Here is a 17,994-nt window from a genome sequence, read left to right on the forward strand (position 1 = left end):
GTACTTTTTTATGAAAAAAATTGTAATCGGTTACATTTTTTCGTTTTTTTGTCTACTTTAGTTTCCACAAAACCTTCGGTTTCTAAACAAAACGATTGACTATGCTGCCAAAACTTTTTGCCGGGCGACTGCTCCTGCCCATACTACTGCTTTTTTTCACGACAACCGAGGCCCAGCAAAAGGCCCGCGCGGTTGAACAGGAGGTTCGGGGACACGTGACCTCCGTCACGGGCACGCCCCTGGCGGGCGCGTCGGTACAGGTCAAGGGGACCAACCGGGGCGTCGTGACCGATGGGTCGGGTAATTTCGTGATCCGGGCGAAGCCCAATGACATCCTTGTGATTACGTCGGTAGGGTATACACCCCACGAGGTGGACGCCCGGTCTTTTCTCAGGAGCCAAACACCGCTCCAGGTATCCCTGGAAGTATCCAACACCTCCCTGGACCAGGTGATCGTGGTGGGTTACGGGACCCAGCGCAAACGGGATGTCACGGGTTCGGTGGTGTCGGTCAGCGGGGCGGCCCTCCAGGAGGTGCCCACGGCCAACGTGATCAGCGAGCTCAAGGGCCGCGCGGCGGGGGTGGACATCATCTCCAACAGCGCCACCCCTGGTGGGGGCGGCCAGATCCGCATCCGGGGCAACCGTTCCCTGGCGACGACCCAGTCCGCGAGTGACGGTCTTGACCAACCGCTGTTGGTGGTGGATGGGATCCCTTATGGGGGAAGCATCAACGACCTTAACCCGGACGACATCGTTAGCCTGGACATCTTAAAGGACGCCTCCGCCACGGCGATCTACGGATCCAGGGGCTCGGGGGGCGTCATCCTCGTCACTACCCGGCGCGGCCGCGTTGGAAAGGCGGTCACGAGCGTCAACACCTATTTCGGGGTCTCCAGCATCCTTGGTGAATACCATGTATTTGACGGCAAAGAATATGCGCAGTTCAAAACGGACGCGGGCACCTATAACCGTTCCGCGGGTGGAACCGGCGTTAACTCTTACGCACTCACCAATGCGGAGCAGGCGGGGCTGGCGGCCGGCACCAGCACCGACTGGCAAAAGCTGATCTATCAAAAGGCGACGACCACATCCACCCAGCTCAACATCTCCGGCGGTACCGAGGGGACGCAATACGGGTTGAACGTGGGGTACTATAATGAAAACGGGATCATTCCGAACCAGAACTTCCGGCGGTTTGCGCTGGGGACCACGCTGGACCATAATATGAGCAGCCACCTTAAAATCGGGATCGCCACGATGAACTCCCTCCAGGTCGCCAATACACCGGGGGGGAGCGGGGTGCCCAGTGGGATCATGCGGTTTAGCCCGCTGACGTCGCCCTACAACCCGGACGGGTCGCTCAACCTGCACCCGCTGGTGGGGTCGATCGACGCCGCGTTTGTCAACCCCCTTACGTTAAAGACCGACGCCGTCGCCATCCTCGCCCGGGCGCGGACGCTCCGGACGTTTAACAGCCTGTACGGCGAATGGGCCATAATGCCCGGTTTAAAATACCGGATCAACGTCGGTTTGGACTACTATCAAACACAGAGCGACAATTATAGCGGGCCCAATACTTTTGTTCAAAACAATACATCGCTCGCTGCCGCTTCCGAGTCCGTGGGTAATTCCCAGTCCTGGCGCTATACGATCGAAAACCTCCTGACCTACGACAAGACGTTTGCGGAGAAACACCGGCTCACCTTTACCGGTTTGTATAGCGTGCAAAAAGACCATACCGACGCCAGCTCCTTTACCGGGACCGGCATCCCCGCGGACTACATCCAAAACACCAACCTCGCCCTGGCCAACACGGTCACGGCGGGCACGGGCACCTGGGCGGAACGCGGACTGATCTCCTATATGGGCCGGGTCAACTATGCGTACGACAACCGCTTTTTGCTGACGGCCACGGTCCGCGAGGACGGGGCTTCGGTGTTGTCCCAGGGTCACCAATACTTCGTTTACCCCGCTTTGGCCGGCGGCTGGAACCTGACCAACGAGAAATTCATGGCCGGCACCTCGCGCGTGCTGACCAACCTGAAACTGAGGGGCGGCTGGGGGATCACCTCCAACCAGGGCGTCGACCCGTATTCCACCTTGGGCGCGCTCACGACGAGCACGTACAACTTCGGGACCACCACCGCGGGTCAGCAGGGCACCTATGTGGTGACCAACCTTGCCAACCCCAACCTTCACTGGGAATCCACCGCGCAAACCAACATCGGCGTGGACTTCGGTTTTCTCAAAAGCCGGATCACGGGGAGCATCGACGTGTATCACCAGGCGACCAAAGACATCCTCCTGAGCGAGACCCTGCCGCCGAGCAATGGGGCCGGTACCACCATTGCCAACCTGGGGAAGACCTCGGGCAAAGGGATAGAGATCGCGCTGTCCACCATCAATATACAGGCCCGGAACTTTACCTGGTCCACGGACGTCAACTTCTACCTCAACCGCGAAAAAGTCGTCCAGCTGACCGCGCCGGGTGTCAAACAGGATATTGTCGACGGCTGGTTCGTCGGTCAACCGCTGTCGGTGATCTATGACCTGAAAAAGATCGGGATCTGGCAGACCTCCGACTCCATCAGCGGGAAGCTCGCTGCCCAGACTTCGCCGGTCCAGTACCCGGGTCAGATCAAGGTCCAGGACCTCAACCATGACGGCAAGATCGACGCCAACGACCGCCAGATCATCGGCAATTTCCAACCCAAATGGGAAGGCGGTTTTACCAGCCGGATGACGTATAAAAATATCGACTTCACCTTTGTCATCTTTGCGCGGATGGGCCAGATGGTGGAAGTCCCCTATATCACCGACGACGGGGGCGCCAACGGGTATCCGTTCTTTATGCAAAGCCGGGCCAACCAGCTCAAGGTGAACTACTGGACCCGGACCAACCCCACCAACGACTTCCCCGCGCCCGACGCCAGCCTCCAGTCGATCATCTGGGGCTCGACGCTGGGGTATACCGACGGGTCGTTTATCAAAATGCGCAGCATCAACCTCGGGTATACCTTCCCCTCCAGGGTCCTCGGCCACATCGGCATCAGCTCCCTGAGGGTATATGCCACGGCGGAAAATCCCTTTATCATCTGGGCGCCTTTTGTCAAAAAAGGATACGGCCCCGATCCCGAAGGGAACGGCTACGGCGGGTCGGTCACGACCGCCAATGCCGGGGGCACCACGCCTTCTCCCAGCCGCCAGGTCAGTGTCAACGCCAACAATCCCTCCACCCGCCAGTTTAACGTGGGGTTAAACCTCAAATTCTAATACGTATGAAACTTCAGATATTATTTAGCGGCTTCATGCTCATGGTCGGCCTTTCCGGCTGTCATAAACTCCTGGAAGAAAACCCCAAGTCCGGGGTGTATCCCACCATCTTCAACACCCCGTCCGGTTTGCTCGGTGGTATATCGGGCTGTTACAACGACATCCGCTCCCTTTGGGGAACGGAAGGCTGGGAGGCACAGCTCCTCGCCGGTACGGACGAAGTCCTGGAAGGCGCCAGCGCCTCCGGTACCGACTTCTATACCTACAACCCCCTCCTCAGCACCGACGAGAACGGGGGGCTTTGGAACATTGCTTACCAGGACATCAATACGATCAACGGCATCATCCAGTACGCCAAAAACGTGACGATGGATACCGGCACCAGGAAGCTCTATGACGGGCAATGCAAATTCCTCAGGGCGTTTTATTACCTCCACCTTGTCCAGAACTGGGGCGCCGTGCCCCTGCACATAACGTACATCTCGTCACCCACCTTGTCGGATTCGCGCCAGCCCATCGACAGCGTCTACGCACAGATCATCCAGGACCTCACCGATGCTTCCACCGAGCTGTCCCCCACGCCATCCGGCTCTTTCCTCGGCAAACCCGCGACCCAGCCCGTGGCGCTGTACTTACTCGGCAAAGCCTACCTCAGCCGCGGATATACCAGCGCCGGGTCTCCCTCCGACTTTTCCACCGCGGCCACCATCCTGACCAACCTCATCAATAACGCCTCCACCTACGGCCTGGGGCTTTGGCAGGACTACGGCGACGCCTTTAAACCCGCCAACGACTATGGTAAAGAAACCCTTTTTGTCAGCGACCACGACAACGACCCCAAATACGGTCAGTACACCGTGGGGGGCTCCGCCTCCGGGGGCGTTGCCCAAAACCTGGAGCCCTGGTTTTTTATTTTCAACTATCCCACCCTCGGGGGAAATGCTGCCATCGTCAGCGGCGCCCTGAAAACCGCCGGTCCCACCATGATGACCCGCGATATCTACAACGGCCGTCCCTACATCCGCACGCGGCCCAACAACCCCTATATCCTGGGCCAGGCCTTTGCAGACACGACGTACGATACCCGTTTTTACAAAACCTTCCAGACGGTGTGGATCTCCAACACCGCAAACGTCACCACGTCCAGGGGTACCCTCCAGGTCGGGGTGGATACGGCCATCTGGGTTCCTCCGTACGAGGTCACCGGCGCGCCCCAGGCAGACAGCGGCCGCCCCTTTAAAGGCATCATCATCCCGCCCAGTCTTCAAAATAAAAACTACTTCTTCGTCGTCAAGAAATTCATGGACCCCAGCCGTCCTGCTGCCGACTTTAACGACCCGTCGACCCGGCCGTTTGTCCTGTATCGTTTTTCCGACGTCTACCTGCTGGCCGCCGAGGCGTATTTCAAATCCGGGGATAATGTGAATGCCGCCAAATACATCAACGTCATCCGCGAAAGGGCCGCCTACCGGAGCTGGCTATCCGCCACCCAGAATGCCGCCAACGCCACCGCGGCGGACATCCTGCCGGGCCAGGTGACGCTTGACTTTATCCTGGACGAACGCACCCGCGAGTTCTACGCCGAGGGCCTGCGGTGGTTCGACCTTGCCCGGACGCAATCCCTGCTGGAAAGGGTAAAAATGTGGAACCCCGTAGAAGCGGGCTCGTTTATCCAGCCCTTCCATCAACTACGGCCGATCCCGCAGACGGAGATCGATGCGATCACACAAGGGCCTGCTTTTCCGCAGAATCCCGGGTATTAAACTTGAGTTGAGCTATATGAAAACAATCATCATCGTCGGCCTGCTGCTCCTGGCGGGCCACGGGGTCAACGCCCAGTGCAGTGCACAAGGCGCCAACAGCGCCAGCTGCACCGCCTTTGGCGGCGGCGTCCCGGGCGGTACGGGCCATGGAACACCTCGTCATCGGGGAACCGCATGGATTGCCGGCGAAACGGCTTCCCGGTTATTTAACCTGGGTGCACCGGGTTGCCGGCGCCCGCATCGACACGGCGTTCCTGGATACGGTTATGGATCATTGGGCGACGGGTTCCTTCGGGGGCCTGTCGTCCAGGGTCCTAATGACCTACATGTTCCAGGACAGTTTGGTCTGCGTCCGGGTCGACGACTTGTGGCGTTTTTACGAGGACCTTCCGCTCCGGCCGGTTGGCCTGGTCGGCTCGGCCGGCCCGGTCCGCCCGCCCGGCGGATTTTTGCCGTCCCTGCTGGACGAGCTGGTCTTTGATCGTTATGCTTTTTCCCGCGCTTTTGCGCTTGGCATCACCCGGGAAGATACCTTTCTCCTGGACCGGGAGAACTACCGGAAGAACGTTATCTTAGGTCTCTACCGGTTGCGGGAGTTTCCGGCGACGGCTTCAGAGGCCGAGGTCTCGCGCCCATTGCCCTTCGGGAGCGGGTGCATCCTGGCCATCAAGACCTCAGCGTCCGGGTCGAGGATGATGACTTTGCCGGAGGTGCGGATGCGGTTGGAGCGTGAGATTATGGAAGGAAAAATAAGGCATGAACAATCGGCGCGATTATCGGCGCTCAAAAAAACATACCGGTTGCAAACAACGCTATGAAGCAAATATGTATATATGCCGCGCTTGCCCTTTGTGTAGGCAGGACCCGGGCGCAAGCCCCCTATCAAAACCCCGCGCTACCCATACCCGTGCGGGTGAATGACCTCATCCACCGTATGACCCTGGAGGAAAAAGTGGCCGAAATGGTCAATACCTCCGCCCCGGTGCCCCGGTTGCACATACCGGCGTATGACTGGTGGAGCGAGGCCCTGCATGGCGTGGCGCGGAGCGGTACGGCCACGATTTTCCCGGAGCCCATCGGCATGGCCGCCACCTTTGACGACAGCCTTCTCCACAAGGTCGGCTCGGCGATTTCCGACGAAGCCCGCGCGATGTACAACGCCGCTGTCGGGAAAGGCTATCGCGAACGCTTCGGGGGCCTCTCGTTTTGGACGCCCAACATCAATATTTTCCGCGACCCCCGCTGGGGTAGGGGACAGGAAACTTATGGAGAGGATCCCGTCCTGACCGCACGCATGGGCGTCGCCCTCGTGCGCGGGTTGCAGGGTGACGATCCCCTGCACCTCAAGGTCGCCGCCTGTGCCAAACACTATGCGGTACACAGCGGACCGGAAAGGCTCCGGCACGTCTTCAACGCCCAGGCCACGCCCCACGACCTCTGGGACACCTACCTCCCCGCGTTCCAGGCCCTCGTCAAGGACGCGCACGTGGAAGCCGTGATGTGCGCCTACAACCGCACCAACGACGAAGCCTGTTGCGGCAACACCTACTTGCTCCAGGACGTCCTCCGCGACCAGTGGGGTTTCAAGGGGCACATCGTCACCGACTGCGACGCCCTGAAAGACATCTACAAGGGACACAAACTCGAACCCGACCGCGAACACGCGGCGGCGCTCGCCCTGAAACGTGGCGTCAACCTCAATTGCGGGGATACCTATCTCTCCCTTGTCCAGGCGGTCAAGGACGGCCTGGTGACGGAAGGTGAACTCGACAGCTCCCTGTCCATCCTCCTCACCACGCGCTTCAAGCTCGGTCTTTTCGACCCGGGCGGCAGTCCCTATGACCGCATCCCGCTGTCCACGATCAACAGCGCGGAACACCGCTTGTTGGCCCGGACCATGGCCGAAAAATCGCTGGTCCTCCTCAAAAACAACGGCGTGCTTCCTTTGAAGGACGACCTCGGCAAATACTTTGTAACCGGCCCCAACGCCGCCGCGACCGATGTCCTGATGGGCAACTATTTCGGCGTCAACGGCGACCTCGTCACCATCCTCGAAGGCCTCGCGTCACACATCCGTCCCGGCAGCCAGCTACAGTACAAACAAGGCGTCCTGCTCGACCGCGACAACATCAACCCCATCGACTGGACCACCGGCGACGCCCACGCCGCCGATGTAACCATCGCCGTCCTCGGTATATCGGGTCTCCTCGAAGGAGAGGAAGGCGAGTCCATCGCGTCCCCCTCCGCCGGTGACCGCCTCGACTACAACATCCCCAAAAACCAGGTCGACTTTCTCCGCAAGCTCAAAGAAGGCAACAAACACCCCGTCGTCGCCGTCATCACCGGCGGCAGCCCCATGAACCTCGCCGAGGTCCAGGACATCGCCGACGCCGTCCTGCTCGTCTGGTATCCCGGGGAAGAAGGCGGGAACGCCGTGGCCAACGTGCTTTTCGGACGCGTCTCGCCTTCCGGGAAGCTGCCGGTCACCTTCCCGAAGTCGCTCGATCAGTTGCCCGACTATACCGACTATTCGATGAAGGGGCGTACCTACCGCTATATGGACGCGGAGCCGTTGTACCCGTTTGGGTTTGGGTTGAGTTATACGACGTTTGCGTATAGCGATTTGTCGGTTCCAGGGACGCTTGCCAAAGGCGCTCCATTGGAGGTATCCGTCACCGTTAGCAACACGGGCCACATGGCCAGCGACGAAGTCGTGCAACTCTACCTGACCCACAAAGGCTCGGGCCTGATCGAACCGCTCTTCGCGCTCAAAGGGTTCCACCGCATCCACCTCGCACCGGGCGAGCACCAGAGAGTGCATTTCCGGCTGACAAAGGAACAGCTCTCCCTGGTCGATGCCGACGGCAAGCTCGTTCAACCGTCGGACGACCTCACAGTGAGCGTCGGCGGATCGCTGCCGTCCGCGCGCAGCAAGGCTTTGGGCGCACCCGACCCCGTGTCGCGCACGATTCACGTCCAATAGTATATATTTGCGGCCAAAGATGTGAAAGATGTTCATGGAGCAAACGATGCGCTGGTATGGGCCCAATGATCCCGTCAGCCTTTCCGATATCCGCCAGGCAGGCTGCACTGGCGTCGTCACGGCCCTCCACCACATTCCCGTGGGGGAGGTGTGGAGCATCGACGAAATCCGCAAACGCAAGGAAATGGTAGAGGCCGCAGGTCTTACCTGGACGGTCATCGAAAGCCTGCCCGTCCACGAGGACATCAAAAAGCAAAGCGGCCTCTACCGTTTATATATCGAGAATTATAAGGAAAGCCTCCGCAACATCGCGGCCTGCGGGCTCAAGGTGGTCACGTATAACTTCATGCCCATCCTGGACTGGATGCGTACCGAGATCTTTTACACCATGCCCGACGGTAGCAAGGCCCTGCGGTTTGAAAAGGCGGCCTTTATTGCCTTTGACCTATACCTTTTGAAAAGACCCGGGGCGGACAAGGAATACAGCGCCGAAGAAATCCGGCAGGCCGAGGTGCGGTTCAAGAGGATGACGACGGAGGAAAAAGAAACGCTTTACCGCAACACCCTCCTGGGGCTGCCGGGGAGCGAGGAACGCTTTACGGAAGAACAGATCCTGACCGCGCTAAAGACATACGAGGGCATCGATGCCGCCAGGCTCAAGGCCCACCTTTTCCACTTCCTGAAAATGGTCGTTCCCGTGGCCGAAGAGGTCGGATTGAAAATGGCCATCCACCCCGATGATCCTCCCTTTCCGATCCTGGGGCTGCCGCGGATCGTGAGTACCGAGACCGACGCCCGCGAACTCCTCGAAGCGGCACCGTCGCCCGCCAACGGGCTTTGTTTTTGCACCGGATCATACGGCGTCCGCGCCGACAACGACCTGCCGGGCATGGTCCGCCGGCTGGGCGACTCGATCCACTTCCTGCACCTTCGCAGCACCCGGCGCGACGAGCACGGTAATTTCTTCGAAGCCGACCACCTGGATGGAGACGTCGACATGTACGCCGTCGTCAGGGAAATCGTCGAGCTGCAAAAAAGAAGGGGCGTCTCCATACCGATGCGTCCGGATCACGGGCACCAGATGCTCGATGACCTCGACAAAAAGACGTACCCGGGGTATAGCGCCATCGGAAGGCTTCGCGGGCTTGCGGAGCTGCGTGGGTTGGAACTGGGGATCGCGCGGAGCCTGGCGTAGGCGCGCAATAGCGCGGTTGTCGCGGCGGCGCAGCCTGCGTCTGCGCATGCGTCGCCCTCACATCGTCGTCGGTATAAACTCCTCCTGCGTCAGCGTCAGCCTGAGCACGATCGTATCCGGTAGGTTCCCGGTGGCGATGCGGCACGCATACCCATTCAACACACTCAGGTTGGCCAGCTCCAGGCTGTCGCAGCCCTGGTAGGTGACCTTTGTGAACCCGGTCTGGTCAGTGGTGAAATAACCCACGTTGGCCAGGATGTGGTAGGGGCGTTTCAGGGATTTTACGGTGAACTGGGCGAGCGGATTCCCCGTGGAATCGAGGACGCGGACAAAGAGCCGGTAGTTGCCGCTGTTGCTTCGACCGCAATAGACATGTTGGATATGCGCAAACTGACCCATGACCAGGGGGGGCCTGGAAGCATCGTAGTTTTTCTGCGCTCCTGCGACAACGGTGTCCGGCGCATGGTTGCAAGACAAGACACAGAGCCCCAGGGCCATAGTTAGCAGGATGTACTTCACGGAACGTGAATAATTAACGGCGCATTTTACGGATTATTTAGCAAATGACCACGCCCCTAACCCCTATCTTTATTCAAAAAGATGCCCCGTCACCCAAGGGTAATTCAAACGATTGCACCTCGTCACCTGCTGATCCTGCTCACGAAGATGCCTCGCCTCACGCTGCCGGCTCGCCGCCTGTGGCTCCTTTTCCCACTCACACTCACCGCCTGCGGCCACGCCAAAGACGCCGACGCACCCCCGCCGCCCGCTGCGCCCGCCGTGGCGTCCATTACTTATCAGGTGATCAACGTCCTCCCCCACGACGCGCAATCCTTTACCGAAGGTTTGGAGATACACGATTCGATCCTGTATGAAAGCGAGGGGAATTTCGGGAAGTCCTCCTTGTCGACCTACCGCTTGTCGGACGGAAAACTGCTCCAGCGCAAAAAATTACCGGACGCCAACTTTGGCGAGGGCCTCACCGTGCTGGGGGACAAGCTGTACCAACTGACCTACAAGGAGCACGACGTCTTTGTGTATCACTACCCGGACCTGGCCCCGCTCAAACCGATGACCTGGCCGCACGACGGTTGGGGGATGACGAACGACGGCAAACGCCTGATTGCCGATGACGGCAGCAGCAACCTGTATTTTATCGATCCCGCCACCTTTAAAGAAACGGGCAGGGTAGAGGTCACCGACGAACACGGACCGGTGGACCAGCTCAACGAACTGGAATATGTGGACGGGCGGGTATACGCCAACCGTTGGCATACAAATGACATTTACTGCATCGATCCGGCCACGGGCAAGGTAACCGGGCGCATCGACCTCGGGGATCTTTTTGCCCAGGCCGGGCAAACCCCCGAACTCCAGGACCCGAGGGACGACGTCCTCAACGGGATCGCCTACAACGCGGCGAAAAAAACGTTCGTGGTAACCGGCAAACACTGGCCGAATGCGTACGAGCTCAGGCTGGCGCAATAGCGCGCCGCGCGCCGCAAGCCCTAGGCTTTCGCGGTAGATCCTCTCGGGACGAGCACCGACGGTATCATCCGGCTCTCCTCCGAAAGATGGTTATACCCCTTTTCGATGCCTTTAAAAAGCACCGTAGCCGCTGTCTTCCCGATCTCGAAGGCGGGCTGCTCGACAGTGGTGAGCGAGGGATGGAGTAGGGATGCCGTGGGCATATTGGAGAAGGCGACGACCTTGACATCGGAAGGGATCTCCAGCCCCAGGGAGGTGCACGCCTGGTACGTCGCATATCCGAGGCTTTCCACGGACGCGATGATGCCATCGGGGCGGTCGGGCATGGCCAGGGCTTCGCGGATCCGGAGGTGCTGCTGGTGGAGGTCACCGATACACAACAGGGATGCTATGCCGGGAGCGGCCTTCCGGCAACCGGCCAGCCGGCGTTTGATGATGGCGAGGTTATCCGAAGGGGAAAGGAAAAGCAAACGTTTACAACCCGCTTCGAGCAGGTGGCTGGCCGCGGCGAAACCGGCTTCCATGTCGTCGGTCGCAATCCGGGCCACGTCATTTTCTTCGCAGACCCGATCGAAGTAAACCACCGGAATATTTTTGTCGGTTAATGTATGGAGGTGATCCGTGTTCCAGGTTTCACCCGACAGGGAAATGAGCACCCCGTCTACACGGCCGCTTTGAAAGTCTTTGACGATGGCCGCTTCCTTATAATAGCTTTCGTGGGACAAATAGATCAGTACGTGGTACCCCTTATCACCGGCAACGGCTTCGATCCCTTCAATCGTCATAGAGAAAAAGCTATCCGCCATGGCGGGCAGGACAACTCCGATCGTCTTACTGGTGCGTCTTCTTAAGGAGCTGGCATAGGGATTGGGGACGTAGTCCAGGCGGCGTGCCATGTCCATCACCTTTTCCCTGGTGGCCTCGCTGATCTCGTGGCTTCCTTTGAGCGCCTTGGAAACTGTGCCGGGGGAGAGCCTTAATTCCGCCGCCAGCATTTTAAGGGTAATCGTTCGCATCGAAACCGGTTTCGTAAATAAAGTTAAGTGAATGTGATAAAATGGGAGCTAAAATTGCCAATTTAGACGCATGAATACGATGACGCCATTGAAAAGTCTCGACGAGTGGGAAGAAGATCTCCTCGAACGTTATCCGGATCCCACCTCCATTGCGACCAGCAAAGACACGGAAGCCTACCGCGACTATGACCATACTGTAAAAGATTCCGTCAGGGAATTTTACCGGCTCAACCACCAGCATCAGACCTACGATTTTGTGCTGGCAAAGAAAAAGGAATTCCTCAGCTTCGATAAGAAAAAGATGCCGGTGTGGGACGCCTTCCAGTTCCTCAATCAACTGGTAGATGATTCCGATCCGGACACCGACCTGGATCAGTTCCAACACCTGCTCCAGACGTCCGAGGCGATCCGCAAAGACGGTCATCCCGATTGGATGGTGCTGGCCGGGCTTTTGCACGACATGGGCAAGGTCCTTTGTCTTTTTGGCGAACCCCAGTGGGCCGTCGTAGGGGATACGTTCCCGGTAGGTTGTGCTTATTCCGATAAAATCGTTTTCCCCGAATTCTTCGCCCTCAACCCGGATGCCACCGATCCTAGGTATAATACCCGTTTCGGAGTATATTCGCAAGGGGTTGGCCTGGACCAGGTGCACCTGTCCTGGGGACACGACGAATATATATACCAGATGGTAAAGGACCAGCTTCCCGAGCCCGCGTTGTATATGCTGCGGTACCATTCGTTTTATGCGCAGCACCGGGAAGGCGCGTACGACCACCTCATGAACGACCACGACCGGGATATGTTCCGGTGGGTAAACCTCTTCAACCCTTACGACCTTTATTCGAAGAACCCGGTTCCTCCTGACTGGACCGCCCTGAGGCCCTATTACGAGGACCTCGTGGCCAAGTACCTGCCGACCCATTTGTCGTTTTAGTCATCGATTGCTTGTCATATTATGGATAGCTGCTGGGAAACAGAAGAACCAATACTGCTGCGCAAGGTCTCCGAAGGGGACTGGGATGCGTACACCCGGCTGTTTTACCACTATCTGCCGGGTCTGACGCGTTATATTTTCCCCTTTTCAGGCCAGTCCATGCAGGATACGGAAGAAGTGATCCAGGAGGTCTTCCTGAAAATATGGGAAAAAAGGGAGACCCTCGCCTCGATCCGCGCTTTCGACCGCTATGTCTTCCGCATGGCGAAGAACAAGCTGATCAACATCCTCGAAAAACAACGCCTCGACCGGAACACCCGGGCGCAGTATGCGCGGGCGAAAGAAGCCGCCCAGGCCGAAACGGAAACTTCCCTCCAATACAACGAATACCAAAACACCGCCCACAGGGGCATTGCCGCCCTTTCCCCCAAGTTGCGGGAGGTGTTCCTGCTCAGCACCCAAGAGGGGCTTTCGCTGGACGAGATCTCCTCCGGTTTGCGGTTGCCAAAAGAGACCGTTAAGAAGAGGCTGTATACAGCCACCGCATTTGTAAAGACCTACCTAAGGACCCATGCGCACTGGCCAGCCCTTGTGTTGTGGGCATTCCTGTCTCGCTGACATTTATTTTTATTTTTACTTCCTCTTTTGTACGTGCCGCCTGTCTTATAGACAAACGCCCCGTACATGACGCAAGCCCAGGCACTGGAATTTGTTACCCAACTCGCTTCCGGGAACTATACCACGGAAGAGCTGGATGTGCTGCAGGCCTACCTGCGCGAGGCCCCTCGCCAGGAGTTGCACCTTTTCTTCGACGCCTATTACGAAGCCATCCGGGCCTTACCCGACTCCGGACCCGTTGATCCCGAATTTCAGCAACGACTATACAATTTATATCCGGGGGAGGATGACGCTGGCGCGGCGCCGGCACCCCAAGGGCTTCCGGAAGCCTTCCTGCCGCGAACCCGCCCTTTGTGGGCGGTGGTTACGGGCATCGCCGCCGCACTGGCGCTTGTGATCGTCACCGCTTCCGTGTGGTCCCACCGTGCGCCGGAAAAACCGGTCCTGGCGGCCGTTCCGGCGCACCACCCGGCCCCGGCCCCTGTCATACAGCCGGGCGGGAACAAGGCGATCCTTACCCTGTCCAATGGCGAGCAGGTCGTCCTGGACAATGAACATAGAGGTTCCGTGGTCAACCAAGGCGGGGTGAACGTGGTGAAGACGGGAGACGGCAGTCTGGCCTATCACCCGTCTTCCTTACCCGCCGCCCCCGTCTTCAATATGGTCAGCACCCCCCGTGGCGGGCAATACGAAGTCACCCTGCCCGACGGGTCGAGGGTATGGCTCAACGCCGCGTCCAGCCTTCGTTTTCCCACGGCTTTCGTGGGCGCCACCCGCGAGGTGGAGGTGACCGGCGAAGCCTATTTCGAAGTGACCAAAGACCCGAAACGGCCTTTCACCGTAAAGACGCCGGGTTTGGACGTAGACGTCCTGGGAACGGATTTCAACATCAACACATATTCGGACGAATCGGTTTCCCGGGCGACCCTGCTCAACGGGTCCATCCGGGTGAAAGGCAGGGTTTTGCAGCCGCGTGAACAGGCCGTCGTCAGCCACACGGACGGCGGCCTTAAGGTCATCCCGGGTGTAGACGAGGAAGAGACGGTGGCGTGGAAAAACGGGAATCTGCAATTCAACGACGCGGACATTCCCACTATCCTCCGCCAGGTGGCACGGTGGTACGACGTGGATATAGTGTATGAAGGAAAGGTGCCCCAGGAGCACTTTACAGGAAGGGTGTCGAGAGATACCGACCTGTCCGGAGTGCTCCACATTTTCGCCCTCAGCCAGATTCATTTCCGGATCGAAGGGCGCAAGATCGTGGTAACAGCATAAGGGGGCGCCACAGGCGCCCCGCCCGAAGGGCCATCATAAGATATTGTTTCGGCGGCGGACTAAATTGTCCTTTTAGGCCGCCGCCGAAACAAAAAAGAACCGGGAACGTTGGAGCCGCTCCCGGGGAAGCTTTGGAGATAAAGAACGCATCATTATTTATTCTTAACCCAAAACCAAACTAAAAGTATGAAAATTGCTTTGGTTATGAAGTGGACTGCTTTGTTTTTACTAGCCGGGGCCGTGCACGTATCCGCCCATGGATACAGTCAACAGGTCTCGCTCACGCTCAAGAACGCCACCATGGAAAAGGCGATCCGGGCGTTAGAGCGTCAAAGCGGCTATTCCTTCTGGTACAACAACGAACTGCTCGACCGGACCGATAAGGTCACGCTCGACCTGCGGAACGTCAGCCTGGAGGATGCACTCAAAAAGTGCTTTGAAAATCAACCCCTTACATACGCCTTTGTGGGCAAGACGATCGTCCTGTCCCCGGTGGCCCTGCCTCCCCAGGAGGTCAAGGGTAGGGTGACCGCCGAAGACGGTACCCCGCTCGCCGGCGTCAGTGTCACGATTAAAGGAACGAAGAAAGGGGTCACCACCGATGCAGACGGTGCCTTTTCCATCTCCGTCAACCGCGGAGAAGTCCTGGTCTTCTCCTCCGTGGGGTATGACGCCAAGGAATTCCGCGTGGGTGCCGACGCCAGCTTTAAGATTTCCCTCGTGGAAACGAAAAAGAACCTCGGTGACCTCGTCGTCGTGGGGTATGGCAAGCAAAACCGCAAGGCGCTGACCAGCGCCGTCAGCACCGTGAAACCCGAAGACATGAACAAGGGCGCCATCACCGATGTCGGCCAGTTGCTTCAGGGCAAGGTCCCCGGTCTGAACATTACTGCCAACGGCGACCCGAACCAGAAAGCCGCGGTCGTGTTGCGGGGTGCCTCCACCATCAACAGTTCGCAGGTACCCTTTTATGTCGTCGACGGGATACCGGGCGTGGACATCTCCCTGATCGCACCCGCCGACATCGCCTCCATCGACATCCTCAAAGACGCAGCTGCCACGGCCATTTACGGAAACCGCGCTTCCAACGGGGTGATCATGGTCACCACCAAAAAAGGTAGGAACGGGGACATGCACGTGGATTACGGCGGATACGTCGGCGTCGAAAAAGTGTCCAGCAGCCTGAAAATGATGGACGCAGGTCAGTTGCGGAGCTTCCTCAGCAAGAACGGCCTGGCCTTCGCCCCCAGGGATGACCAGGGCGCCAATACCAACTGGCAGAAAGCCATCGAAAAACCTGCCGCGTATTCCCAGAACCACTACATCTCCCTCAGCGGCGGTAACGAGCACAGCACGTACATCGCCAGCCTGAACTATGCAGACAAAGATGGTATCCTCCGCAACAGCTCCCTCCAGCGGACCATCGCCCGCATCGCCATCGAGCACCGCGCGCTAAACGATCACCTCCGGTTTAACCTGACGGTCACCAACGCCAACAGCGTGGCCGAGGATATTCCTTACAGGAACGTGGTCTTGTTGCAATCGGCCACCTACCTGCCGGTATCACCCGTCAAGAATGCCGACGGGACCTATTTCGAAGACCTCACCAACAGCGGTTATTATAACCCGGTGGCGATGATGAACAACAGCTCGCAGAATACCAAAACCAATGAACTCGCCGGGTTGTTCAACACCCAGGTGAAGTTGCCCTGGGGTTTGACCTACGACCTGAACCTGGCCTACCAGAACACGACGATCCTCGAAGGTGAATACCTGAACAGCTATTACACCTCGACGTTTAATAATATGTACGACAACCCGGACCCCGGGTTTGCCGGTCACTCCCAACAGGTCTTTGGTCAGAACGGCCAGGCCACCCGCAGCGCGATCCAGAACTACAGCAAGCTGCTGGAGACCTTCTTTACCTGGGACCGTCACTTCGGTGACCACGGCGTTAACGTCGTCGTTGGTTATTCCTGGCAGAACTTCGTCAACGGAGACGGCTTCCAGGCGACCACGGCCAACTTCCCCGTCGACAACGTGAGCTACAACAACCTTGCCCTGAGCAACCCTTATGCACTCAGCGGTTACGAAGTCAATTTCGGGGCGGCCAACGTATACGACGAAGAGCGCCTGATCTCCGACTTCGGCCGGTTGAACTATAACTATAAGGAAAAATACTTGCTGCAAGGATCGATCCGCCGGGACGGCAGCTCGGTTTTCGGCACCAACCACCGTTGGGGGTATTTCCCCGCCGTCGGTGCCGGCTGGAGGATCAGCAAGGAAGATTTCATGAAGGACCAGAACGTGTTCGAAGAATTGAAACTGAGGGGTAGCTACGGGGTTACCGGTAACTCTACCGGTTTCAGCGCCTACACCGCCCAGTTTATTTCCAGCAGCATCGGGAGCTATTACTACCAGGGGACAAACGTTTCGGCGCTCGGACCCACCCAGACAGCCAACCCCAACCTGGAATGGGAAAAGACGGCCACTACGGACATCGGCCTGGACTTTGCCATCCTCAAGGGTAGGGTAAGCGGTTCGTTGGACTGGTATGACAAAAAGACCTCCAACATGATCTTCAGTTACTCGGTAGATCCCATGTTGGCGCCCGTCGGGAACATCGTCGCCAATGGTGGCGGTATGAGCAACAAAGGGGTCGAATTGGCGGTGAGCGCCCAGATCGTGCACAACAGGAACCTCACCTGGACGTCCAGCCTGAACCTGGCGCACAACACCAACGAGATCACCAGCCTGAGCAGTCCGCTGTTCACCAAGGTAGACTCGATTCTGGTGGGCGACCCCGAAGGCGGCGGTCAGTCAGGAAGCAAGCTCGCGGTGTTGCAACCCGGTCACCCCGTCGGTCAGTTCTTCTCCCCGCAATACGCCGGGAAGAATTCGAGTGGCGTTTCCCAATACGTGGCTCACGACGGCACCCTGACCACCACGCCCCTGATCGGCACGGACTATCATTATATCGGCAGCGCGCAACCGAAGTTGATTGCGGGCTGGGCCAACACCTTCCGCTATAGGAACTTCGACCTGAACATCTCCCTGAGGGGGACCTTCGGGAACAAGATCTTCAACGCCACCCGCGCGGACCTCTTCCGTCCCAGCACGGCCCAATACACCAACATCCTCGTGGATGCGGCAGGAGAATCCACCACGGACGTCAACTCCTACAAATATTCGTCCCGTTTTGTCGAAAACGGCGGCTATATCCGGTTCGACAACGCGACCCTGGGGTATAACTTCCCGAAAACGGGTCAGTATATCAAGTCGCTGCGGTTATACCTCACCGGGAATAATCTCTTTGTCATCACCAAGTACAAAGGGATTGACCCCGAGGTCAACCAGGGTGGTATCGCGCCCGGGATAGACTACAATAACTTCTATCCCAAAACCCGCACCTTCCTGTTCGGAGCCAACGTATCCTTCTAACGCAAA

12 protein-coding genes are annotated in these 17,994 nt (G+C 58.2%); 10 read left to right on the forward strand and 2 right to left on the reverse strand.

All coding sequences use genetic code 11. From position 1 onward, the window contains the following. Positions 1–101: 101 nt before the first annotated feature. The 5 genes from EDB95_RS12995 (at position 102) to uxuA (ending at position 9,216) form a co-directional block, all read left to right on the forward strand. Positions 102–3,275 carry a SusC/RagA family TonB-linked outer membrane protein gene (locus EDB95_RS12995; RefSeq protein WP_133994235.1) on the forward strand — a complete coding sequence of 1,058 codons (3,174 nt, stop codon included), beginning with the start codon at positions 102–104 and terminating at the stop codon, positions 3,273–3,275. Between the two features lie 5 nt (positions 3,276–3,280). Next, complete coding sequence (locus EDB95_RS13000; RefSeq protein WP_133994236.1) at positions 3,281–5,038, forward strand: RagB/SusD family nutrient uptake outer membrane protein; 1,758 nt, start codon at positions 3,281–3,283, stop codon at positions 5,036–5,038. An 80-nt stretch (positions 5,039–5,118) separates the two neighbouring features. Then, positions 5,119–5,856 carry a hypothetical protein gene (locus EDB95_RS13005; protein ID WP_133994237.1) on the forward strand — a complete coding sequence of 246 codons (738 nt, stop codon included), beginning with the start codon at positions 5,119–5,121 and terminating at the stop codon, positions 5,854–5,856. After that, complete coding sequence (locus tag EDB95_RS13010) at positions 5,853–8,021, forward strand: glycoside hydrolase family 3 C-terminal domain-containing protein (RefSeq protein WP_133994238.1); 2,169 nt, start codon at positions 5,853–5,855, stop codon at positions 8,019–8,021. Before EDB95_RS13005 ends, EDB95_RS13010 begins: the two co-directional genes overlap by 4 nt. A 28-nt stretch (positions 8,022–8,049) precedes the next feature. Next, entirely contained in the window at positions 8,050–9,216 is a 1,167-nt protein-coding gene (gene uxuA / locus EDB95_RS13015; protein WP_133994239.1) for a mannonate dehydratase, read from the forward strand. Positions 9,217–9,273: 57 nt separating this feature from the next. Here the strand turns inward: uxuA and EDB95_RS13020 are convergent, their stop codons facing one another. After that, positions 9,274–9,735: a hypothetical protein gene (locus tag EDB95_RS13020; RefSeq protein WP_133994240.1), complete on the reverse strand. Its 462-nt coding sequence runs from the start codon at positions 9,733–9,735 to the stop codon at positions 9,274–9,276. 81 nt (positions 9,736–9,816) lie between these two features. Between EDB95_RS13020 and EDB95_RS13025 the strand changes: the two genes are divergently transcribed. Then, positions 9,817–10,704 carry a glutaminyl-peptide cyclotransferase gene (locus EDB95_RS13025; protein ID WP_133994241.1) on the forward strand — a complete coding sequence of 296 codons (888 nt, stop codon included), beginning with the start codon at positions 9,817–9,819 and terminating at the stop codon, positions 10,702–10,704. A gap of 20 nt (positions 10,705–10,724) precedes the next feature. Here the strand turns inward: EDB95_RS13025 and EDB95_RS13030 are convergent, their stop codons facing one another. Next, the gene (locus EDB95_RS13030) at positions 10,725–11,720 is read right to left on the reverse strand and encodes a LacI family DNA-binding transcriptional regulator (protein ID WP_133994242.1); all 996 of its coding nucleotides are present in this window, start codon (positions 11,718–11,720) and stop codon (positions 10,725–10,727) included. Between the two features lie 70 nt (positions 11,721–11,790). On the opposite strand from EDB95_RS13030, the gene EDB95_RS13035 reads away from it, so the two are divergent. From EDB95_RS13035 to EDB95_RS13050, 4 genes are all read left to right on the forward strand, one after another. Further along, positions 11,791–12,654 (forward strand): inositol oxygenase family protein, encoded by an 864-nt coding sequence (locus tag EDB95_RS13035; protein WP_133994243.1) that lies wholly within the window; start codon positions 11,791–11,793, stop codon positions 12,652–12,654. 21 nt (positions 12,655–12,675) lie between these two features. After that, the gene (locus EDB95_RS13040) at positions 12,676–13,272 is read left to right on the forward strand and encodes an RNA polymerase sigma factor (protein WP_133994244.1); all 597 of its coding nucleotides are present in this window, start codon (positions 12,676–12,678) and stop codon (positions 13,270–13,272) included. A gap of 66 nt (positions 13,273–13,338) precedes the next feature. Next, entirely contained in the window at positions 13,339–14,547 is a 1,209-nt protein-coding gene (locus EDB95_RS13045; protein ID WP_133994245.1) for a FecR family protein, read from the forward strand. 204 nt (positions 14,548–14,751) lie between these two features. Further along, positions 14,752–17,988 carry a TonB-dependent receptor gene (locus EDB95_RS13050; RefSeq protein ID WP_133994246.1) on the forward strand — a complete coding sequence of 1,079 codons (3,237 nt, stop codon included), beginning with the start codon at positions 14,752–14,754 and terminating at the stop codon, positions 17,986–17,988. Positions 17,989–17,994: the final 6 nt, after the last annotated feature.

Source organism: Dinghuibacter silviterrae, assembly GCF_004366355.1.
Classification (GTDB): domain Bacteria; phylum Bacteroidota; class Bacteroidia; order Chitinophagales; family Chitinophagaceae; genus Dinghuibacter; species Dinghuibacter silviterrae.

Excerpts from the sequence above, each read along its gene's own strand:
- EDB95_RS13040 (WP_133994244.1), top strand. The coding sequence starts at position 12,676 with ATGGATAGCTGCTGGGAAACAGAAGAACCAATACTGCTGCGCAAGGTC.
- EDB95_RS13050 (WP_133994246.1), top strand. The coding sequence starts at position 14,752 with ATGAAGTGGACTGCTTTGTTTTTACTAGCCGGGGCCGTGCACGTATCC.
- EDB95_RS13010 (WP_133994238.1), top strand. The coding sequence starts at position 5,853 with ATGAAGCAAATATGTATATATGCCGCGCTTGCCCTTTGTGTAGGCAGG.
- EDB95_RS13030 (WP_133994242.1), bottom strand. The coding sequence starts at position 11,720 with ATGCGAACGATTACCCTTAAAATGCTGGCGGCGGAATTAAGGCTCTCC.
- EDB95_RS13045 (WP_133994245.1), top strand. The coding sequence starts at position 13,339 with ATGACGCAAGCCCAGGCACTGGAATTTGTTACCCAACTCGCTTCCGGG.
- EDB95_RS13025 (WP_133994241.1), top strand. The coding sequence starts at position 9,817 with ATGCCCCGTCACCCAAGGGTAATTCAAACGATTGCACCTCGTCACCTG.
- EDB95_RS12995 (WP_133994235.1), top strand. The coding sequence starts at position 102 with ATGCTGCCAAAACTTTTTGCCGGGCGACTGCTCCTGCCCATACTACTG.
- EDB95_RS13035 (WP_133994243.1), top strand. The coding sequence starts at position 11,791 with ATGAATACGATGACGCCATTGAAAAGTCTCGACGAGTGGGAAGAAGAT.
- uxuA (WP_133994239.1), top strand. The coding sequence starts at position 8,050 with ATGTTCATGGAGCAAACGATGCGCTGGTATGGGCCCAATGATCCCGTC.
- EDB95_RS13000 (WP_133994236.1), top strand. The coding sequence starts at position 3,281 with ATGAAACTTCAGATATTATTTAGCGGCTTCATGCTCATGGTCGGCCTT.